14 protein-coding genes and 2 pseudogenes are annotated in these 18,990 nt (G+C 39.9%); 2 read left to right on the top strand and 14 right to left on the bottom strand.

Annotation, left to right across the window (positions count from 1 at the left end; genetic code table 11):
- A pseudogene (locus tag HMPREF9707_RS06500) lies at positions 1–147 on the top strand (IS5/IS1182 family transposase); the annotation flags it as partial.
- A gap of 118 nt (positions 148–265) precedes the next feature.
- Here HMPREF9707_RS06500 and purD read toward each other — a convergent pair.
- From purD to HMPREF9707_RS06440, 13 genes and pseudogenes are all read right to left on the bottom strand, one after another.
- Positions 266–1,516 (bottom strand): phosphoribosylamine--glycine ligase, encoded by a 1,251-nt coding sequence (purD, locus tag HMPREF9707_RS06495; RefSeq protein WP_006701907.1) that lies wholly within the window; start codon positions 1,514–1,516, stop codon positions 266–268.
- A 1-nt stretch (position 1,517) separates the two neighbouring features.
- Positions 1,518–3,041 carry a bifunctional phosphoribosylaminoimidazolecarboxamide formyltransferase/IMP cyclohydrolase gene (gene purH, locus HMPREF9707_RS06490; protein ID WP_006701906.1) on the bottom strand — a complete coding sequence of 508 codons (1,524 nt, stop codon included), beginning with the start codon at positions 3,039–3,041 and terminating at the stop codon, positions 1,518–1,520.
- Positions 3,038–3,643, bottom strand: coding sequence for a phosphoribosylglycinamide formyltransferase (purN, locus tag HMPREF9707_RS06485; RefSeq protein WP_006701905.1), 606 nt, complete (start codon positions 3,641–3,643; stop codon positions 3,038–3,040). Before purN ends, purH begins: the two co-directional genes overlap by 4 nt.
- Positions 3,627–4,658: a phosphoribosylformylglycinamidine cyclo-ligase gene (purM, locus tag HMPREF9707_RS06480; protein WP_006701904.1), complete on the bottom strand. Its 1,032-nt coding sequence runs from the start codon at positions 4,656–4,658 to the stop codon at positions 3,627–3,629. The genes purN and purM overlap by 17 nt, the downstream gene beginning before the upstream one ends.
- The gene (locus HMPREF9707_RS06475) at positions 4,648–5,835 is read right to left on the bottom strand and encodes an amidophosphoribosyltransferase (RefSeq protein WP_198003489.1); all 1,188 of its coding nucleotides are present in this window, start codon (positions 5,833–5,835) and stop codon (positions 4,648–4,650) included. The genes purM and HMPREF9707_RS06475 overlap by 11 nt, the downstream gene beginning before the upstream one ends.
- A gap of 104 nt (positions 5,836–5,939) precedes the next feature.
- Positions 5,940–6,416: a 5-(carboxyamino)imidazole ribonucleotide mutase gene (gene purE, locus HMPREF9707_RS06470; RefSeq protein WP_006701902.1), complete on the bottom strand. Its 477-nt coding sequence runs from the start codon at positions 6,414–6,416 to the stop codon at positions 5,940–5,942.
- Positions 6,413–9,997 (bottom strand): phosphoribosylformylglycinamidine synthase, encoded by a 3,585-nt coding sequence (locus HMPREF9707_RS06465; protein ID WP_006701901.1) that lies wholly within the window; start codon positions 9,995–9,997, stop codon positions 6,413–6,415. The genes purE and HMPREF9707_RS06465 overlap by 4 nt, the downstream gene beginning before the upstream one ends.
- 1 nt (position 9,998) lies before the next feature.
- Positions 9,999–10,685, bottom strand: coding sequence for a phosphoribosylaminoimidazolesuccinocarboxamide synthase (locus HMPREF9707_RS06460; protein WP_006701900.1), 687 nt, complete (start codon positions 10,683–10,685; stop codon positions 9,999–10,001).
- Positions 10,686–10,967: 282 nt separating this feature from the next.
- On the bottom strand, positions 10,968–11,204 hold the full coding sequence (locus HMPREF9707_RS09340) for a helix-turn-helix domain-containing protein (protein ID WP_083857189.1): 237 nt from the start codon (positions 11,202–11,204) through the stop codon (positions 10,968–10,970).
- A gap of 1 nt (position 11,205) precedes the next feature.
- Positions 11,206–11,567 (bottom strand): annotated as a pseudogene (locus HMPREF9707_RS09230) (PTS fructose transporter subunit IIC); the annotation flags it as partial.
- A gap of 475 nt (positions 11,568–12,042) precedes the next feature.
- Positions 12,043–12,747 carry an ABC transporter ATP-binding protein gene (locus HMPREF9707_RS06450; protein WP_006701899.1) on the bottom strand — a complete coding sequence of 235 codons (705 nt, stop codon included), beginning with the start codon at positions 12,745–12,747 and terminating at the stop codon, positions 12,043–12,045.
- Between the two features lie 12 nt (positions 12,748–12,759).
- Entirely contained in the window at positions 12,760–15,327 is a 2,568-nt protein-coding gene (locus HMPREF9707_RS06445) for an ABC transporter permease subunit (protein WP_006701898.1), read from the bottom strand.
- 53 nt (positions 15,328–15,380) lie between these two features.
- Positions 15,381–15,656: a hypothetical protein gene (locus HMPREF9707_RS06440; protein ID WP_156790267.1), complete on the bottom strand. Its 276-nt coding sequence runs from the start codon at positions 15,654–15,656 to the stop codon at positions 15,381–15,383.
- A gap of 460 nt (positions 15,657–16,116) precedes the next feature.
- On the opposite strand from HMPREF9707_RS06440, the gene HMPREF9707_RS06435 reads away from it, so the two are divergent.
- Positions 16,117–16,656 (top strand): hypothetical protein, encoded by a 540-nt coding sequence (locus HMPREF9707_RS06435; RefSeq protein ID WP_006701896.1) that lies wholly within the window; start codon positions 16,117–16,119, stop codon positions 16,654–16,656.
- A 213-nt stretch (positions 16,657–16,869) separates the two neighbouring features.
- Here the strand turns inward: HMPREF9707_RS06435 and HMPREF9707_RS06430 are convergent, their stop codons facing one another.
- Entirely contained in the window at positions 16,870–18,972 is a 2,103-nt protein-coding gene (locus tag HMPREF9707_RS06430) for a heavy metal translocating P-type ATPase (RefSeq protein ID WP_006701895.1), read from the bottom strand.
- Positions 18,973–18,990 lie beyond the last annotated feature (18 nt).

Raw genomic sequence — 18,990 nt, 5'->3', positions numbered from 1 at the left:
GAGCGATTATTTGGCACTGCGAAGGAACATCACGGTTTTCGATATACCCATTTAGTTGGGAAAGCCTTGATGGAATTCAAAGCAGGGCTCACTTTTGCCTGCTTAAACATGAAGAAACTGGCCAATATACTGGCATTGAGAAGCTAGAAAGGCTTCGTTTTTTTATTTTCAGAGGATATTTCACTAAAACAAAAGACAAACCCTTATTTTGAGATTAACTCAAACGGGGTTTGTCTCCAATCTGAAAAGAGGGCGCTGCCCTCTTTTATCTTAAGCCAATATCCCGGCGGTAATACATACCATCGAAGTATATCCGCTCTATATTTTGATAGACAATCTCTCGCGCTTCTTGAATTGAAGGCGCTAATGTTGCAACAGTTAAGACACGTCCACCATTCGTCGTGAATCTGTCTTGTTCATATTTTGTCCCATTGTGAAATAATATAATCTCATCATCGAGTTGATCTAATCCTGAGATAACTTTGCCTTTCTCATACTGGTCAGGATAGCCTTCAGAACAGAGAATTGTCGCTAGACATACTTCATCTCGCCAACGAATATCTTCGGCGCTTAAATCACCTTGAATACATTTCGTGATGATGGAATATAGATCGCTATCGAGTCGTGGCAATAAGACTTCCGTCTCCGGGTCACCAAAGCGAACATTGAACTCTAGTACTTTCGGCTGGTCTTGATCAATCATAAAGCCGATGAATAGAAGCCCGTTATAAGTCAGTTGCTCTTGATTAAAGCCTTCTTCAATGCGACTTAGTATTTCTTGTATGTTCGCATCAAGTTCGGTTGAATTGCCTTTATATGGTGAGTAAGCACCGACTCCCCCGGTATTAGGGCCTTGATCGCCTTCATAGATCTGCTTATGGTCTTCAGCATTTTCTAGTGGAATAATGCGATTGTTAGAGACAAAGGCTAACAGTGATGACTCTCTTCCTTGCAAGAACTCTTCAATAACGACGACATTGCCTTCTTGACCAAACTTGTCATGCACTAACATATCTTCTAGTGCCGTGAGTGCTTCTGCTTCACTGTGACATATTACGACACCCTTACCTTGGCAGAGCCCGTCTGCCTTAATAACTACCGGATAACTAAATTGTGTTAATCCACGTCGGCTTTCTTCATAGTCATTAAATACTTGATAGCGTGCGGTAGGAATATGATATTTTTGTAAGAAATCTTTCGTGAATTGCTTGCTACTCTCGAATTGGGCACATTCTTTATTCGGTCCGAATATCGTTAGACCGTGAGCCTCAAACAAATCAACAATCCCGTGACTTAATGGATCTTCTGGGCCAACAATCGTCAGATCCACCGCTTCCTCTCGTGCGAATTCTAATAATCCGTCTAAATCTGTAGCTTGTATATCGATATTTTGGTATATTTCTGTTCCGCCATTACCTGGTGCAACAAACACTTGAGTAACGTGTTCTGACTGGCTAAACTTCCATGCTAAGGCGTGTTCACGACCGCCTGAACCGATGACTAATATTTTCATCATCTTAATGCCTAAAATTACGGATGCCAGTGAAGACAACCGCCATATTATGTTCGTCAGCAAAGCGGATCACATCTGGATCGGCTTTCGATCCGCCAGGTTGAATGACCGCTGTAACTCCAGCTTGATGCAGAAGTTCCATCGTATCTTCGAAGAAAAATCCATCGGATGCCACAACTGCTCCTTCGATTTTGTCTCCACTTCTTTCGATCGCTTCTTGAACAGCCCAAGATCGTTTCGTTTGACCTTGGCCTATACCAATCGTTCCTTTATTTTTCGATATAACTACAGAGTTCGATGCGCTGCCCTTAACGCATTGCCATGCAAATTTTAATTCTTCCAATTGAGCTTCTGTTGGCTGTTTTTGGGTGACAAATTGTAGAGAATTGTCTGGAAATTCACTTCGATCATATTCTTGAACGATGATGCCATTTAAGACTTCTCTAGAACTATATTTAGGTAGTTCAAATGTTCTGAAGTCGGGTAATTCCATCAATCTTAGATTACTTTTAGCACTTAAGATTTCTAATGCCTCTTCGCTAAAAGATGGTGCGATGATGATTTCTAAGAATATTTCTTGCATTAATCGTGCAGTAGCTGCATTCACTTCCTCATTGAGTGCAATAATCCCACCAAAGATTGACTCCGTATCACACTCATACGCTTTTGCAAAGGCTTCTTCTGGTGTAGATGCCCAACCTATTCCGCATGGGTTCGTATGTTTAACCGCAACGGCCACCACACCTTCCGTTGTATCAAAGTTCTTAGCAATCTTAATCGCACCATACATGTCATTTAGATTATTATATGATAATTGTTTGCCTTGCAATTGCTTCAGATTAACTTTTTGCGATACATCTGAATCCTCATAGAACGCTCCAGCTTGATGAGGGTTCTCCCCATAACGAAGGACTTCGTTCAATTGGAAGCTTTTGTTCATATAATAAGGGATTGATTCTTCCGAACGCCCTGCGAAATAATTAGCAATTAGAGCATCGTAATGCGCAGTTAATGCAAAGGCTTTGCGGGCCAAATATTCTTTGAACTCTAATGACGGTCCATCTTGAACCGCATCTAATACACTTGAATAATCTTGTGGATCGGTCACGATTAAGACATCTTGATAATTCTTTGCAGCAGCGCGGATCATCGACGGCCCACCGATATCAATATTTTCGATCAGGGTATCATGATCTTCACCTTTCATTAAGCATTCTTCGAAAGGATATAGATTATTCACGACCATATCAATAGGCACAATACCATGAGCATCGATTACATCACGATGTTCCTGAATATCACGTCTGAATAAAATTCCGCCATGAATATATGGGTTCAATGTCTTAACTCGACCTTCTAATATTTCTGGAAACTGAGTCACCTCATCGATGGCAATAACGTTGATTCCATTCTCTTTCAATAATTGGTACGTGCCACCCGTACTCACGATCTCCCAATCATTGTTCTGTAATGCTTGGGCAAACTCTAATATATTCTCTTTATTAAAGACTGAAATTAAGGCTCTCATTCTGACCTCCTTATGAGAACGCGGTGATTTTGAACGACTAATCGATTCAATGTAAATAACTTCACACTCTGAACTAAGATTGCATGCTCGACATCTAACACTTTCGCTTGTAACGTCTCAGGTGTATCCATCTCCTCAACAAGGACAGCTTCTTGCAATATAATCGGGCCGGCATCTGCTTCTTCATTAACAAAATGGGTTGTAGCTCCACTAATTTTGACGCCACGTGCAATCGCACTCTCGTGCACTTTGAGCCCATAGTAACCTTTCCCACTAAATGAAGGAATGAGTGAAGGATGGATGTTAATAATTTGATTTTCATAACGCTGGACTAAGGATTCGGGTAATATTTTTAGATAACCCGCTAGGACTATTAGTGAAATATCATATTTAGCGAGCGTTTCAAGCAATGACGCATGATCCGTCACATGATACGCCGGAATATTGGCTTGCTTCGCCCGTTCAAGACCGTAGGCATCGCATTTCGAAGAAATCACTAATGCAATCTCTCCATTAAATTGATCTTGATGATCGATTAATGCTTGTAGATTTGTTCCTGAACCCGAAATGAATACAGCGATTCGCTTAAAATTGGAGCTCAAGTTTTTCGTCTCCTTTAACAATTTCTCCGATACGATAGAGTGAATCATAGTCTTTGAAATGTTCTTCTACGATCTCACTGTCTTCAGGACGGACGACGAAGACGAATCCGATTCCCATATTAAATGTGGCATACATTTCTTCATCGCTAATGTTAGCCCACTGTTGTAATAACTTAAAGATTTGAGGTACTTCGACTTCACGAACATCGACACGTGCTCCATACCCTTCTTTAATCATTCGAGGAATGTTCTCGTAGTAGCCTCCGCCTGTTATATGAGACATTACTTTCACTTCTACTTTCTCCATCAGCGACAGCATTTCTTTGACATATATTTTAGTCGGTGTTAATAATACTTCACCTAATGGCTGATGAAGGCCATCAATCTGGTCGTTAAGATCGAATTGCATCTTCTCTAAGACGACTTTGCGAACTAATGAATACCCATTAGAGTGTATACCTGAAGAAGATAGACCGAATATTAAGTCGCCCTCTTCAATTTGACTTCCATCAATCATTTGATTTTTATCGACAATACCTACAACAAAGCCGGCAATATCATATTCGTCTTCTTCGTAGATACCGGGCATCTCGGCTGTTTCGCCTCCAATCAGTGAAGCACCTGCAGCAAGACAGCCTTCAGAGACCCCTTTGACAATCTCGGCCATCTTCTCGGGAATTAACTTGCCCGTTCCTATATAATCAAGGAAAAATAACGGTTGGGCACCTTGACATAAAATATCATTCACACACATAGCAACACAATCAATCCCGACGGTATCATGTTTGTCCATCATTTGTGCTAACATCACTTTCGTCCCGACTCCATCTGTTCCTGATACTAGGACGGGGTGAGTCATATCACGAAAATTAGTTAAATCATACAGACCGGAGAATCCTCCTAATTTTGATAGAACATTTTGGTCATGGGTTTGTTCGACAATGCTCTTAATCAGTTGAACTTCTCGCTGTCCGGCTTCTACATCTACACCTGAATCTTTATAATTAATCGACATATTCTTCCTCCAATGTATCAATACCACCAAAACATCTCTCGTAATATGGCTTATTACCACACGCTCGTCGGAGTCCTTCAAGCGAGATAAAACCTAATGAATCACACCCAATTAACTCTCGAATCTCTTCAACCGTCTTACCTCTAGCTAACAATTTGTCTTCAGATGGGATATCAAACGTTGTCTGTTCTCCTTTAATGACGGGTGGAGAGGCGATTCGAATATGAATTGACTTCGCGCCAGATTCACGTAATATTTCTACTACCCGACGCATCGTATTGCCACGCACAATCGAATCATCGACAAGGACAATATCTTTATCTTTTAATAGCGACTTAATCGGGGAGAGCTTGATTTGAATACCTTTGCGCCGCATATTTTCAGTCGGTAAGATGAAAGTCCGACCGATATACCGATTCCTTACAATCGCATTCTCATTCGGAATGCCTGAAGCGCGTGAGAATCCTAACGCTGAGATAAGTCCTGAATCAGGAGATCCGACGACGATATCGGCTTCAACTGGATGTTCTTCATACAATATCTCACCCATCTTCATTCGCGCATCATAGACCGACACTCCACCAATGACCGAATCTGGTCTCGCCGTATAGACAAACTCGAAGATACATGGTGTATTCGTCTTCTCGTTCGCAAAGATTGAACGCGGTCCATCTTCATCGACAATGAAGATTTCACCGGGTTTTAACTCTTTGACACTTGCTCCGACTGCATCCAAGGCACAACTCTCTGATGAAGCCGCTACGAATTCATCATGAATACCCACAGCAATCGGTTTAACGCCTTTCGGATCGCGAATCACTACCATTCGTTCTTCTTGAACGAATATCATGGCGTACGCCCCATCAAGTTGATTCACATATTCAATTAACTCTTCATCGGTTCGTGAATGAATCTCTTCAGCCACATCTTCCAATTCAACCCCGTTGAATAACTTCCCATCCATAGCGATTAGCGTCTTGCTCGTGCCATCTCCTGGATGAAATAACCACGGCATCGGTAGGAGTTCTCTGCGGTCAAATTCAAATGGATATCTGACATGCCCGAGACCGACCCTACCTTCTAACATCCGAATGTTATCATATTTGATATTATCGCTAATTAAGCCTTTACCATTCACTAAGGATAATTTCCCATCTGCTAGCAATGATATCCCCATAGACTCTTGCCCTCTATGTTGGAGAGCGAAGAGACCTGAATATAATGGGGGAAATATATTTAAATATTTCTTCGTTGCAAATACACCAAATATTCCACTCATAGCTAACCTTCAAATGTGTAAGAAGTATTTCTAATCTTCTCTTCCATATTGTGCTTCATCTCTACTAATTTTTCTCTTAATTGTTCATCTGCGACCGCAAGGATTTCTACAGCTAAAATAGCCGCATTCTCTCCGCCACCGACTGCTACGGTTGCTACCGGAACACCACTTGGCATCTCGACCGTAGATAATAAGGCATCTAGACCCAGAAAGGCTGCAGCTTTGACAGGAACACCAATCACAGGACGTGTGGTTAGACCCGCTATAACACCAGATAAATGCGCGGCCTTGCCTGCAATCCCAATAAATACTTGAGATGTCTTCTCCGCTTCTTTAACATAGTCTTGCAAAGTGTTTATCGCACGATGCGCTGAGATAACTTGAACGTCATAATCGACACCGAATTCGATTAATTTTCTTACGACTTTATCTGCCACTTCTTTATCAGAAAGTGATCCCATTATAATTGATACTCTCATTGTTCCTCCTTTAATAATACATCGATAATCATCGGACGACCTGCTTTGTTAATATTAATACATGCATCTTCATCGTATCGATCAATCAATGAATTCACCCCGATGATTTGACCGCTTGGATCGCACATCGCATCGATAGCTAATTCATTCTCGATAAATTGGTCGTACGTCGATAGGACTTGACCGTTAGTAATATATTTCTCATCACAACGAATAATACCGTAACGAGAGGAGATCGGAGCAAAATAGCGCTGTCCTTCTAATACCGTCCCTTCACGTCCACAGGCCGTAAGTACCGTTCCCCAATATTTCATCCGTGGGAATGGTGCAATCTGGATATCCGTCTGCGCAGCGACCTGTCCATGTTCGATTAATCCTGATAATATTAGCCCTTTGAATCCTGATCCTATACCTAGAATCTTGCCGTTGCGACCGAGTAAGTCCGTTATCGCTTCTTGAATTCGTGTATCACGAATTACTAACTCTTCAAATTTGCCTTCCATCTGAGGTTCATCCCCTAGAGTTGCCCCATTCGGGAATGCTAAGATATCGCTACGATGGATTGCTTCTACAAGTGTTGCTAGCGACTGGTCATAAGCTTCTTTCGTACTAGTATGAATAATCACTTCTTCCACTTCACAATTTCTAAGTGTGAATTCTTTGCGTAGATCATATTCCCCTGAGGCCCCTAATAAGACAGGAATCACGACACGTTTCGTTGATTCAACGACTTGTGGTTGCTGTTGCGGCTGGCACTGTACATAATCAACCAGCGGCATCAAACCATAGACGGAATTCAACGGCGCTTGCCATGTCGCAATTAATTGTTCTAACTCATACGACGCTTGGCCTATCTTCACATCTTCTGCTGTCCGACCTATTAACTGTGCATAGCCTTCGAAGAATTCGACGTTCGTCGTCTCGATTAAGAAGCCTAATTGATTTTCAGTAAATAAGTCGTTGAGCGCATCTTCATTGACTTCAAATCCAATATGATTCCCTGCTGCCATCTCGAATAGATCTAGGGCACCACCTTGCGGTGATAAGGTAGAAATTGCTAATATTTGCTCCCCTAATAATGCTTCATGAATCAGCTTGAAGACGTCAAATAGACGTTGATTATCCACTTTCCCATCTTCTAATAATGGTAGCGAAATAAGTAAGATATCACTGCCCAATTGTTTGAATTCGCGTGAGACGACTCGGTCAACTTGTGTCATCCCGACGGCGAAAGATACGACACTCGGTGGAACGTCAATATCTTCAAAACTACCACTCATGGAATCTTTACCACCAATACTTGGTAAGTTGACTTGACGCATCGCCGTGTATGCTCCTAATAGAGCTTCTAAAGGTTTGCCCCAACGTTCTGGATTGCCTTTTAAGCTCTCAAAATATTCTTGAACAGTCAGTCGAATCGTAGAAGCATCTACTCCTAATGCGACGGCCTTTAATACAGAGTTCATAATCGCATGATAGCCCCCATAATAAGGTGACTTGACTGCTAGATAAGGATCGTAGCCGTAAGTCATCACTGACGCATCGTCTGTTTTTAGCCCACCAAATAAATGAACAGGAATTTTGTGAACCATGCCGAGTTGCGGCGTTAATTTATATTTCCCTCCGAGAGGATATAAGACATTACCGCTGTAGATAGTGGCATCAAAGTTATCTATGAGTGCTTGTTGTGAGGCATTCTCTACTTCGGATAATAATGCAACTAGATCATGCTCAACCGGCTGTGCTATCGATTGTTCGGTCGGTACGACGGTGACATCTTGGAATTTTCGACCGCCATTCGTATCGAGGAACTCCCGCGATATATCAATCACTTTCTCTCCGTCGTAATACATTTCAATTCGGCGTGATTCCGTCACATCAGCTACGACAGCGACTTGAACATCTTCTGCGTGGCAATATGTTAGAAATTCTTCGACATCTTCAGGCGCAATAACTACTGCCATTCGCTCTTGCGATTCTGATAAGGCAATCTCACCTGGGTGCATCCCTTCATATTTAACAGGTACGCGATCAAGATAGATGCTGAGTCCATCAGCTAATTCTCCAATGGCAACAGCGACACCCCCTGCACCAAAGTCGTTCGATTTTTTAATCAAGCGTGAGGCTTTAGGATTATTAAATACGCGAATAATTTTACGTTCTGCAGAAGGGTTCCCTTTTTGAACATCTGTGCCGGCTTTTTCTAACGATTCATCGGTCTGGATTTTAGATGAACCTACGGCGGCGCCTAGACCATCGCGTCCGGTACTACCACCCATTAATAAGATTTTGTCACCTACCACAGGTTGTTCGCGCTTCACATCTTCTTTGGCCGCTACGGCGACAACCGCACCTAATTCTAATCGTTTAGCTTCAAATCCTGGATGGTAAAATTCCTTCGCAACTCCAGCATTAATCCCAATTTGATTCGCATAGTCTGAGAAACCTTCCATCGCGACTTGGCAAATTTGACGTGAAGAACGTTTCCCTGGAATCGTATCCTCATATGCCGTTAATGGCGACTTCGATCCGGTCAGGCGGAGACCTTGATAAGGGAAGCTACGACCAGACAGTGGATCACGAATACCTCCACCGATACATGTTGAAGCCCCTCCGAACGGTTCGATTTCGGTTGGATGGTTATGCGTCTCATTCTTGAAATAAAGTAAATAATCTTGCTCGATATCATCGACATTGACAACCACATTAACCGTACATGCATTGACTTCGTCCGACTTATCTTCGTCGTCTAATTCACCTTTTTTGCGTGATAGTCGCGCATTGATTGTCCCAAGATCCATCAAGCTCATGGGCTTCTTATGCTCACCGTAGACAAATTCTCGCGTCTCTAGGTAATCGTGATAAGCTTGTTCGATTACTTCGGAATATAATCCTTCTTCGAATGTCACGTTCTCAATCTCAGTTAAGAATGTTGTATGGCGACAGTGATCCGACCAGTAAGTATCAATCATCTTAAGCTCGGATACATTCGGATCGCGTTCTTCACGTTGGAAGTACGCTTGGACTAACTTCAAATCTTGCATATCAAATGAGAAGTTCGTTCGATAGGCTTCTAATTCCTCTTCAGTAAAGTTTCTAAACCCGCTGACCGGTTCTAATTCATCCCAAGAAGAGGTGAATATACGTTTGTCTTTCCCTTCCATAGGAATCTCGACATTCTCCATTGGATTAAGAAAATAATCTTTAAATTGATTGAACGCTGCTTCGTCGACATTTAAGATTTCAACGATTCTTGAATGATTTAATACAATTCGTTCATCAACTAACAAATTAGCTGCACATTCAACCATATCTTGGCGTTCATTATATTGACCGGTTACTTCACTATATCTAAAAGTCCGTCCTTTGAAATCTGGACATTCAGTCACATATTCACTCGTATTGTCATTGAATATCTTCTTTTTAATCACATCAAAGGCTGCTTCAGAAATGGCAACGAAGTCATATACATCATAAAAATTGAACTCCCCATGAATATTTAAATATTCTGCAGCTTCTGTTGCCCACTTCTGACTTTCTTCATCAAATCCTTTATATTTCTTGGCATAAATTAGACTCATCTTATCCTCCTATATTGATATGATTTATAAGATCAATCGGTTCTACGTATTCCTCGTCTTTATAGACACGCATATTACCCCCAGAGACTTCGTCAATTAATATAATTTCAGACGTTTCTTTATCTCTTCCATACTCTAATTTAATATCGTAAAGTACGAGACCATTCTCTGCCAAAATATCTCTAATGATTTGTGTAATTTCTTTATTTAATTGAATTAATTGCTCATATTCTTCAGCTGTCACAATATTAAGTTGAACAAGTCCTTCTTTAATAATGAGCGGATCGTTTCGTTGGTCATCTTTTAATGTAATCTCTGTATAGAAATCCAAATCTGACCCCTCTTCAATATATAGACCGTAACGTCTTATAAATGATCCGACAGCTTTTAATCGCGTAATCACTTCCAATCCATGACCGAAATGTGTCGCTTCCTTCACTTCCATTAACGTTTGATCGAAATCACTCGCAATATAGTGCGTTGGAATGCCTCTTTTTTCAATTTCTTCGAAGAAAAATGTTGAAACTTTTAAGTTCACTAGACCTGACCCTTCAACACTTCCTGCAACTTCATTACCACCCGTATCAATGACACCATCTGTCCCAGTTACATCATCTTTGAACTTCAAATAACATTTGCCATCTGCTACTAATACGTCCTTAGTCTTGCCTTGGTAGATTGCTTCCATTTTTTCACTCCTTAGAATATTAAAAAGCCCAAGAACGATAGGTACGCGAAACCTATCCTCCTGGGCTTTTCTCCCTCTGGTGTAGTACATGTTGTACCTGTACCGCTCGGTCCTTGAATTGATTCCGGATCCCTAGATACACTTTCACTCATTATCTTGAGCTCTCACCGCAACTATATCAATATAATATATTTTAGTCAATCATTAATCATCAAATTTACCTTACTTTAACAATCTTCATTATCACAAAGATGAACACAGAATAAGCTATTCCCACTCTATTTACGAGTCTGCATTCTCTTTGCGAAAATGACTGGGGTTCAGGCCAATTTGTGACTTGAATATTTTAGAAAATTGGAACGCATCTTTATAGCCTACTAGATTTGTAATTTCATATATTTGTAACGAACTATTCAGCAACATCTTTTTGTCTTCGAACATTCTCATTGATACGATTAATTGTTTAGGAGATACACCGTAATATTTCTTGATTAAGCGGAATAATGCATAACGCGTCAAATAAAATCATGATAGCGCCTATCGCCAAAGTCACAAAGAGTGGGAATATAAGCATCGGCTTAATACCGTCGAGTGACTTAGGTAGAGGCTTCGTGATTTTTCTTAAGAAGAGAATAATGTACCCTGATAAGAAACCAGCCACTAATGCCCCTAGAAATCCTGCACCACCTGTATTCGCTAAGTATCCTCCGACAAAAAAACGACTGTCAATCCTGGTCTATCGGCAATTGACATCCCAATAAATCCAGCTAGAACAGGTAACATAAAACCAAAGGCTGCTCCACCAATTTGATTAAATAGAGCCGCTGTAGGTGTATTCGAACCAAAGTTCGCTGGATCAATTGTAAAGTCGTCTAATCTGAATAATTTTAGATAATCTTTCTTCTTTTAACATAGCCGTATTCCTTTCTGACCCTAGTATAAAAGAAAACGAAATCAAAATAAATCAAATTCAGTCATTTTCAATCATTGGAAATCATTCATTAATTAAACAATAACCTTCTTTTCTTATTATTGAATTTTGTGCAACGCCTAACTCTACGAGACAAATCAATATAAACTGAAATTATCTGGACCGCGGTCAACCATCAGTCAAAAAATCAAAATCGCTCATCTAGTAAGAGACTGTAACATTCGTTGTAAAATAGTTGCTAGATACAACAAAACGAACAATGATTATCAGAAGGAGTATGTGAGGGGCTAAGGCTCACTTCGTGAATCAAGTCACTCATCATACCCAGCCTAATCGGCTCGGACCGATGCTCTACAGATAATCATTGTTCGTTATTGAAATATCAAAGATACATTTGTCACAGTCACTTTGCGTCATTATTTATTATTATAATTCATCAAGATATAGCTCCATATAACGTTCTTCGGCTGTTTTCTTGCGTTGGACATGCTCGCCACTGAGATATTCTTCTTGCACAATCCCTTCTCTTAAGAAGAGAATATGATTCGTCACCGCATCAACTTCACTCAGTGTATGCGAGGACATTAGAATAGATGTACCTGCTGCTGCTAATTCAAGAATTAATTGCCGTGTATGAATGACACTTGTAGGATCTAATCCATTCAGAGGCTCATCCATCAAGATAAATTTCGGCTGATTAAGAATGGCTAAGGCAATCAACAAATGTTGCTTCATCCCTAGTGAGTACTGCTCGACTCGCTTATCCACATAGGTATCAATGCCAATCTTATCAATCACTTCATGCACACGCTCTTGATTAAGTCCGTACAGACTCGCTGCATAATCTAAGTGATCACGACCGGTTAAATAATGATACAACACCGAATTATCTTTCAAGAAGGAGACATTCTGGAAAATATTAACATTCGAAGGAGACTCACCTAGAATCTTGACATCTCCACTGTCCGCATCGATTAAATTCATGATAATATTCATTAACGTCGACTTACCAGAACCATTAGGACCGACGAGTGCGACAATACCAGGTTCTTGAATGGAAAAAGTTACACCTTTTAGAACATGATGATTACCGAACGACTTATGAACTTGTTCTACATTAATAATATCCATATCGTTTCCTCCTTATTGAAACAGTCGCATTCTCTTCAAACGATAACGCAATAGACTGTAGGCTAATACAATCCAAATAATTAATACAATATAACCTACTATTAAGTTGATTTGTCCAATATTCATTGTAAATATATAAGAACCATCAAGTATCGGTACGATATTTAAATAATTAAATGGTAAATATGATTGCCAACCACTCCATGGTAAATAATTCAGACTATAGCCGATGCCTAACATTAATAATGTACTTCCGCCTACGAACCAAGGTTGACTGAAATAAGTGGATAAGACGAGTGAGATTAAAATAACGAAGATGCTCGATAGACATACATAGAGTAAACTATGAACGATGACACTTCCTAATGCCATCCAATGATAACTTCTTTCAAATTCATTCGCAATATTCGTCAAATCTACAAGTCGATCATAATGCAATATCGGGGTTTGCCATTGACCGAAACCATCAGAGAGCACTCCTATAAGTCCGATCACTAAGACGCTCGATAATATAATGGTAAACGTTCTCCGTAATGCAACCAGTAACTTCTGATGCATCACTTCAACTCTCTCTTGAGGTAATGTATACACCCACGCAAGAGACGCTCGTTTGCGCCCTTCCAGACTATATCCCGCACCTGCAGCGACAGTTATTAATACTAATATTATTAAATCGAAACGATAAATATGTATGAATCGATAGAGTAGCCCTAACGAAGAATTATCTCGCAACTGGTAGTTCGCTCGTTCACTCCAATAATCTGCCGCTTCTTTCGGACGGTCATATTCTGTATAAGTGATACCTGATCCTAGAATCGGACGAATATCACGCCGAATCATTTCTTCTAATCGTTCCTGACTTATACGATAACCATATTCCGAAGGGAAATCTCCTGTCTCATAATAATCCTCTCTAGGTAGATAAAATAAGCCATCATCAAGTGATTGATACATTTGATTCGGATTATAATATATTGAAAGTTCTGGTTCGAACGACTGATAATACGTCTGACTGTCTCCAGTTTCGTAGGCCTGGATTCGTTCAGACATTGAATCATATATTGTTTGATAGTAGTTTAAAAAGTCATTTTCAATGAAATCCATCAATGACTCAATCATAAAGGCACGGTCGCTCCCGACGGGTTCTTGATCTAATAATACTTGGTACTCTTCGAGTTGACTCGTGTAGTCATTAATAATCTCTGCATAATTCTCTTTGAAATAATCAGCTATCACAGGTTGAACGTGATGCGACCGATTTTCAAGTAAGATAATACTTGCGATGCCGGCGATGATAACGGCAAGAATTCCGGAGAGGAATTGTTTCGATAAGAAATGATTCAACTTAAGTGATTCCATTGTGAATGTTCGCCACTCTGGACGGTGAATACGAATGACTTCACGTGATTTAAACAAATAAGAAACACTCTTATTTTGCTTAAATTGGTAAATAGCTAAGCTAATAAATAAGACACTGAATAACAGCCATACTAAGAGTACACCCCACCTCAATGGCGTTCCTACTAGCATAGGTTCTGCACGAAATCGATTGACCGGAACTAACTTAAGAAAGCCCATCACCTGCTCTTGTAATCTCACAAAGAAAGGATTCCAGATACTTTGCATCTGTTGGAAGAATAACGTTAGTATGCTTATTAAGCCGAATAACGAGACCGTCAATAAATAGGCTAAATTGACCTTTTTAATACTTGCGACTAATAAATAAGTAAAGCCTATTAACAACATACCTTTCACTAAGAAGATTAAGAGATAAATACTATATATTTGATAAGCTGGCAAGTGAGCCCAGTTCGATATTAATATCCGATATGGATAGAACCAATCACCTATCTCTGAACCCATGATGAGATGGATCATAATTGTCATTAAAGTGATGAGTCCAAGATAAATGATTAATAAGCTGACGCTACTCAAATATCGATAGAACATCACTTGACTTCTTCGAACAGGTAATGTGCGCTGGAATACGATACTCCCTTCTTCCCAATCTTCGCCAACATAACGAATTGACAGAATAGCGATAATGAGTAGAGGTATTATACCTAAGAGGAGACTACCATCCGCTAACAATGTAGTAATGGCTCCTTGATGTTGATAAGAATCATTCGATTCTTTTTGCTTCTTCTCATAATTAGCAAGCATCTCAATGTAATCAAGTGCGTCCTTCTGTTCTTGATTCAATTCAATCTGGTCAATTTCTAGCGCTTCTCGAATATATTTAAATTCAAGTTCTTTATTTTCAATCGACATCCCTCTACCATCTTCAGTCGCAACAACGATGGCTTCGGGGTCCTCATAGACTGACCACATATGCAATTGTCCAGGAGACACATCAAGCGACGCATCTAACTTATCTTCCAAGTCATCCGATTCACCTTGAAATATTGTCATAAACTTCATTGAGTATTGCTCATAGTTGGCCGAATTAAAATTGTCTTGTAAGTTTTGCGACTGCACCATAAAAATATTCAATATCGATAACATGACAGAAACAACTAAAAGAACTAAGAAGCTACCATTACGATAAAGTTTTTTGAGCTCAAACAAATATTTATTCATCGTATGTGTCCTTTCTAAAAAAGGACTAAACAAATCCACTCTTTTGTTTAGTCCTAAGTAACGTATGAAAATAAATTATAATCTGCTCCAAGTAATGTTGCTAGCCCCATATAAACACAATGGCCTGTCGGTAGAGTTTCAACAAGAGGAACCCATCCACCGTAATGATATCCATTGATATTATTAACCACATATGCATGTGTCCCGACCCAATTACGTGTCACACCTCTAACCATATTTTGTATAGGTGGAATATAGTTAATAATCTCATGGGTCTCAATAATCTCTTCACTCTCGTTAACTGCATAAACCGGAGTGATTATTGACAAATTCAAAAGTACTGATATAATCAACCATTTCAAAAACTTCTTTATTATAGATTCTTCCTTTCTATTTGTCTGCATGACAAGTTCCAAGTTCTAAGACACAACAATCATCAAAAACAAACACAGTAGTAAAACGCTTACGTTATAATTATAATATATTTTCCCCCAAAAAAAAAGATTTTTTTATTATTTGTAATGATAAAGTTGTGGCTATCTCTTAACCTATTTATTTAACCTTTATATTACATTAACTTATCTCATATATAATTATTTACTAATAAAAAAATAATGATAGAATACGATTGACAGCACTACCAACAAGTCGGTCTAACTTTGGAAAGGAGAGAAGAGTGAGAGAAAGTGGTATACACGTCTATGATGGGTAAAGTGACTATGTTAGAACAAATACTCGGAATAGTGCTCGTATTCATTTATCTAATACATACGAAAGGTTGCAAATATTATGAAGAAGCTAAAATTACTCATTATATTATTTCTATCGTCCCTTCTACTCCATACACCTGTTCATGCACAGACGACTGGAACATATACGACTTCAGCTGAAGATACTGCATTTGAACAAATCATTATGAACGAAGAATTTGTTGTATTCATTACTTCACTTGATAGCCTATATGAGAATATCGAGATTTTCCTACCCCTCTTACAATTAGAAGATGAGGCTATAACAAGAAATATTAATCCCGATATGACAAATGAAGATATTCCGGAGAATGAATCTTTAATCGCTTTAATCGAATCATTCGAAGAAGAAGGTCTTCCTAATAGAGATATTTATCGCCAGCTTCCTTACCATATCGAAGGTATCTATAATACAATCAAAGGTGACGGTACCGTTATTTTTATTATTAATGGTGCTAAAGTGACTGAGACCGAAGGTATTATACGAGCGAAGTTTATGAATGAAGAATTCTTCGAAGCTCAGCTTGAAGATGACGTATTAATATTCGATGGTGTTGAATATACATTAAGTCAAGAATAAGCAGGATGAAATAGACGATAGTGACATTGAATAACGATACATTTAAACACGGCGAATCTCCAACTTTAGTGGATGTCAGCCGTGTTTTTGATTATCCTATTGAATGTTTAAGTAGCGTATCTTACTGTATGCATCCATCGTAATAAATAAAAAAGTGATGTGCAAATATGCAACATCACTAATATATACTTGGAATAGCTGTGGTGCGTCCTTTTATTTCCTTAATATTCTCATCGCATTCAGAACGGCAATTACTGTGACACCAACATCACCGAAGACGGCTTCCCACATAGTCGCCATACCTAGTGCACCGAGTATTAAGAAGAAGCCTTTCACTCCTAATGCAATCACAATATTTTGGGTGACAATGCGCTTCGTTTCCTTCGCAATTCGCATCGCTTCCACGAGCTTCATCGGTTCATCTGTCATTAAGACTACGTCCGCCGCTTCAATAGCTGCATCTGAACCGAGACCGCCCATCGCAATCCCTACATCCGCACGCGCTAAGACGGGGGCATCATTAATCCCATCACCTACAAATGCGAGTTTGCTGTCTGGTCGTTTGTGACGTTCAATCTCTTCCAACTTCGTCACTTTATCTTCTGGTAACAACTGTGCGTAATATTCATCAATACCTAGCTTTTCAGAGATCGCATGACTTATTGTCTCATCATCGCCCGTTAACATCACTGTCTTCGTGACACCTGCCTGTTTCAGCTGCTCGATTGCTAAAGGGCTATCTTCTTTGACTTGGTCGGCAATGAGAATACATCCTGCATAGTTACCATCGACAGCAATATAGACTTTGGTTCCAGCTTGCGTACATTGTTCATAACGAATCTCTTCAGATGTCATTAATTTATGATTACCTGCTAGAACTGTGCATTGATCTATAACTGCACTGACACCATGGCCAGATAACTCTTGATAATTAGAGATACGTGTTGAATCAATCTCTTGATCATACGCATTGATAATCGATTGAGCAATAGGATGATTCGAATAATATTCAGCTTCAGCTGCCCAATGAAGAAGATCATCTTCAGAATATCCTTCTGCCGGATAGATGGCTTGAACTTCAAATACACCTTGCGTGAGCGTTCCAGTCTTGTCAAACACTATCGTCTCCACATGATTCAATGCTTCTAAGTAGTTGCTGCCTTTCACTAGAACACCATGTTTGGACGCGGCACCAATTCCTCCGAAGAATGTAAGAGGAATAGAAATTACAAGCGCACACGGACAAGAAATAACTAAGAAAATCAAGGCGCGATATACCCAATCATTCCATTCTCCACTGAATAATAGGGGCGGTATAACAGCTAATAGTAACGCAAGAATCACAACGACGGGTGTATAATACCGAGCAAATGTTGTAATAAAATTCTCTGTCGGTGCTTTATGGCTCGATGCATTCTCCACTAAATCGATAATCTTCGAAACAGTCGATGTCTCAAATGTTCTCGTAACTTGTACGGTTAATACACCTTGTTGGTTAATACAACCAGAGAGAATCTCATCCCCTTCGCTTACCTTTCTCGGAACGGATTCGCCAGTTAATGCCCTTGTATCTAGCATCGATTCTCCTTGGATGACCACACCATCGAGTGGTACACGCTCTCCTGGCTTGACAAGTATCATTTCATCAATCGATACATTCTCAGGCGATACAACTATGTGTTCGCCTTCTCTTATTACCGTCGCGTAATCTGGACGAATATCCATTAAATCTGCAATCGATTTGCGTGAACGATTGACTGCCATATCTTGGAAGTATTCACCGATTTGATAGAATAGCATGACAGCGACTGCCTCTGGATATTCCCCAATAATCAGAGCTCCTATCGTTGATATACTCATCAAGAAATTCTCATCGAATACCCGCCCTTTGGCAATGTTGCGAGCCGCACGCATAATGACATCTCCACCTAGAATAAGATAGGCTAAGAGAAAGAACGATAATGAGATAGGTAGTGACACCGCCATCACTTCTTGAAGTACTATCCCAATGATAAATAACAATGCACCGATGAATAAGCGCCATAACGTGGTCTGTTGATGCCCAGACTCTTCGACATCCTCAGAACTCTCAGCGGCTGCATCCAGCACAATAATATCTGGTTCATGACTATGGACAATCTCTTCGACTTGATGAGATAGACTGGAGTCTACTGACTCATCGGCCTGGATTTTAAGCGTCTGCTTAACTAAATCTACATGAGAAGAATGGACACCTTCGAGTTCCCTGGCTTCTTTTTCAATTTTAGCTGCGCAATTCGCACAGTTCAGTCCTCTAAGAATATATGTTTTTTCCATGATAACACCTCTCACTTC

It is taken from the genome of Falseniella ignava CCUG 37419 (assembly GCF_000301055.1).
Taxonomy (GTDB): Bacteria; Bacillota; Bacilli; order Lactobacillales; family Aerococcaceae; genus Falseniella; species Falseniella ignava.
Note: the sequence above shows the minus strand (reverse complement) of the source record. Positions and strands in the feature narration are given on the sequence as shown.

Coding starts and splice junctions, on each gene's coding strand:
- purM (WP_006701904.1), bottom strand. CDS start 4,658: ATGTCGATTAATTATAAAGATTCAGGTGTAGATGTAGAAGCCGGACAG.
- purH (WP_006701906.1), bottom strand. CDS start 3,041: ATGAGAGCCTTAATTTCAGTCTTTAATAAAGAGAATATATTAGAGTTT.
- HMPREF9707_RS06450 (WP_006701899.1), bottom strand. CDS start 12,747: ATGGATATTATTAATGTAGAACAAGTTCATAAGTCGTTCGGTAATCAT.
- HMPREF9707_RS06465 (WP_006701901.1), bottom strand. CDS start 9,997: ATGAGTCTAATTTATGCCAAGAAATATAAAGGATTTGATGAAGAAAGT.
- purE (WP_006701902.1), bottom strand. CDS start 6,416: ATGAGAGTATCAATTATAATGGGATCACTTTCTGATAAAGAAGTGGCA.
- purD (WP_006701907.1), bottom strand. CDS start 1,516: ATGATGAAAATATTAGTCATCGGTTCAGGCGGTCGTGAACACGCCTTA.
- HMPREF9707_RS06475 (WP_198003489.1), bottom strand. CDS start 5,835: ATGGGGATATCATTGCTAGCAGATGGGAAATTATCCTTAGTGAATGGT.
- HMPREF9707_RS06435 (WP_006701896.1), top strand. CDS start 16,117: ATGAAGAAGCTAAAATTACTCATTATATTATTTCTATCGTCCCTTCTA.
- HMPREF9707_RS06445 (WP_006701898.1), bottom strand. CDS start 15,327: ATGAATAAATATTTGTTTGAGCTCAAAAAACTTTATCGTAATGGTAGC.
- HMPREF9707_RS06430 (WP_006701895.1), bottom strand. CDS start 18,972: ATGGAAAAAACATATATTCTTAGAGGACTGAACTGTGCGAATTGCGCA.
- HMPREF9707_RS06460 (WP_006701900.1), bottom strand. CDS start 10,685: ATGGAAGCAATCTACCAAGGCAAGACTAAGGACGTATTAGTAGCAGAT.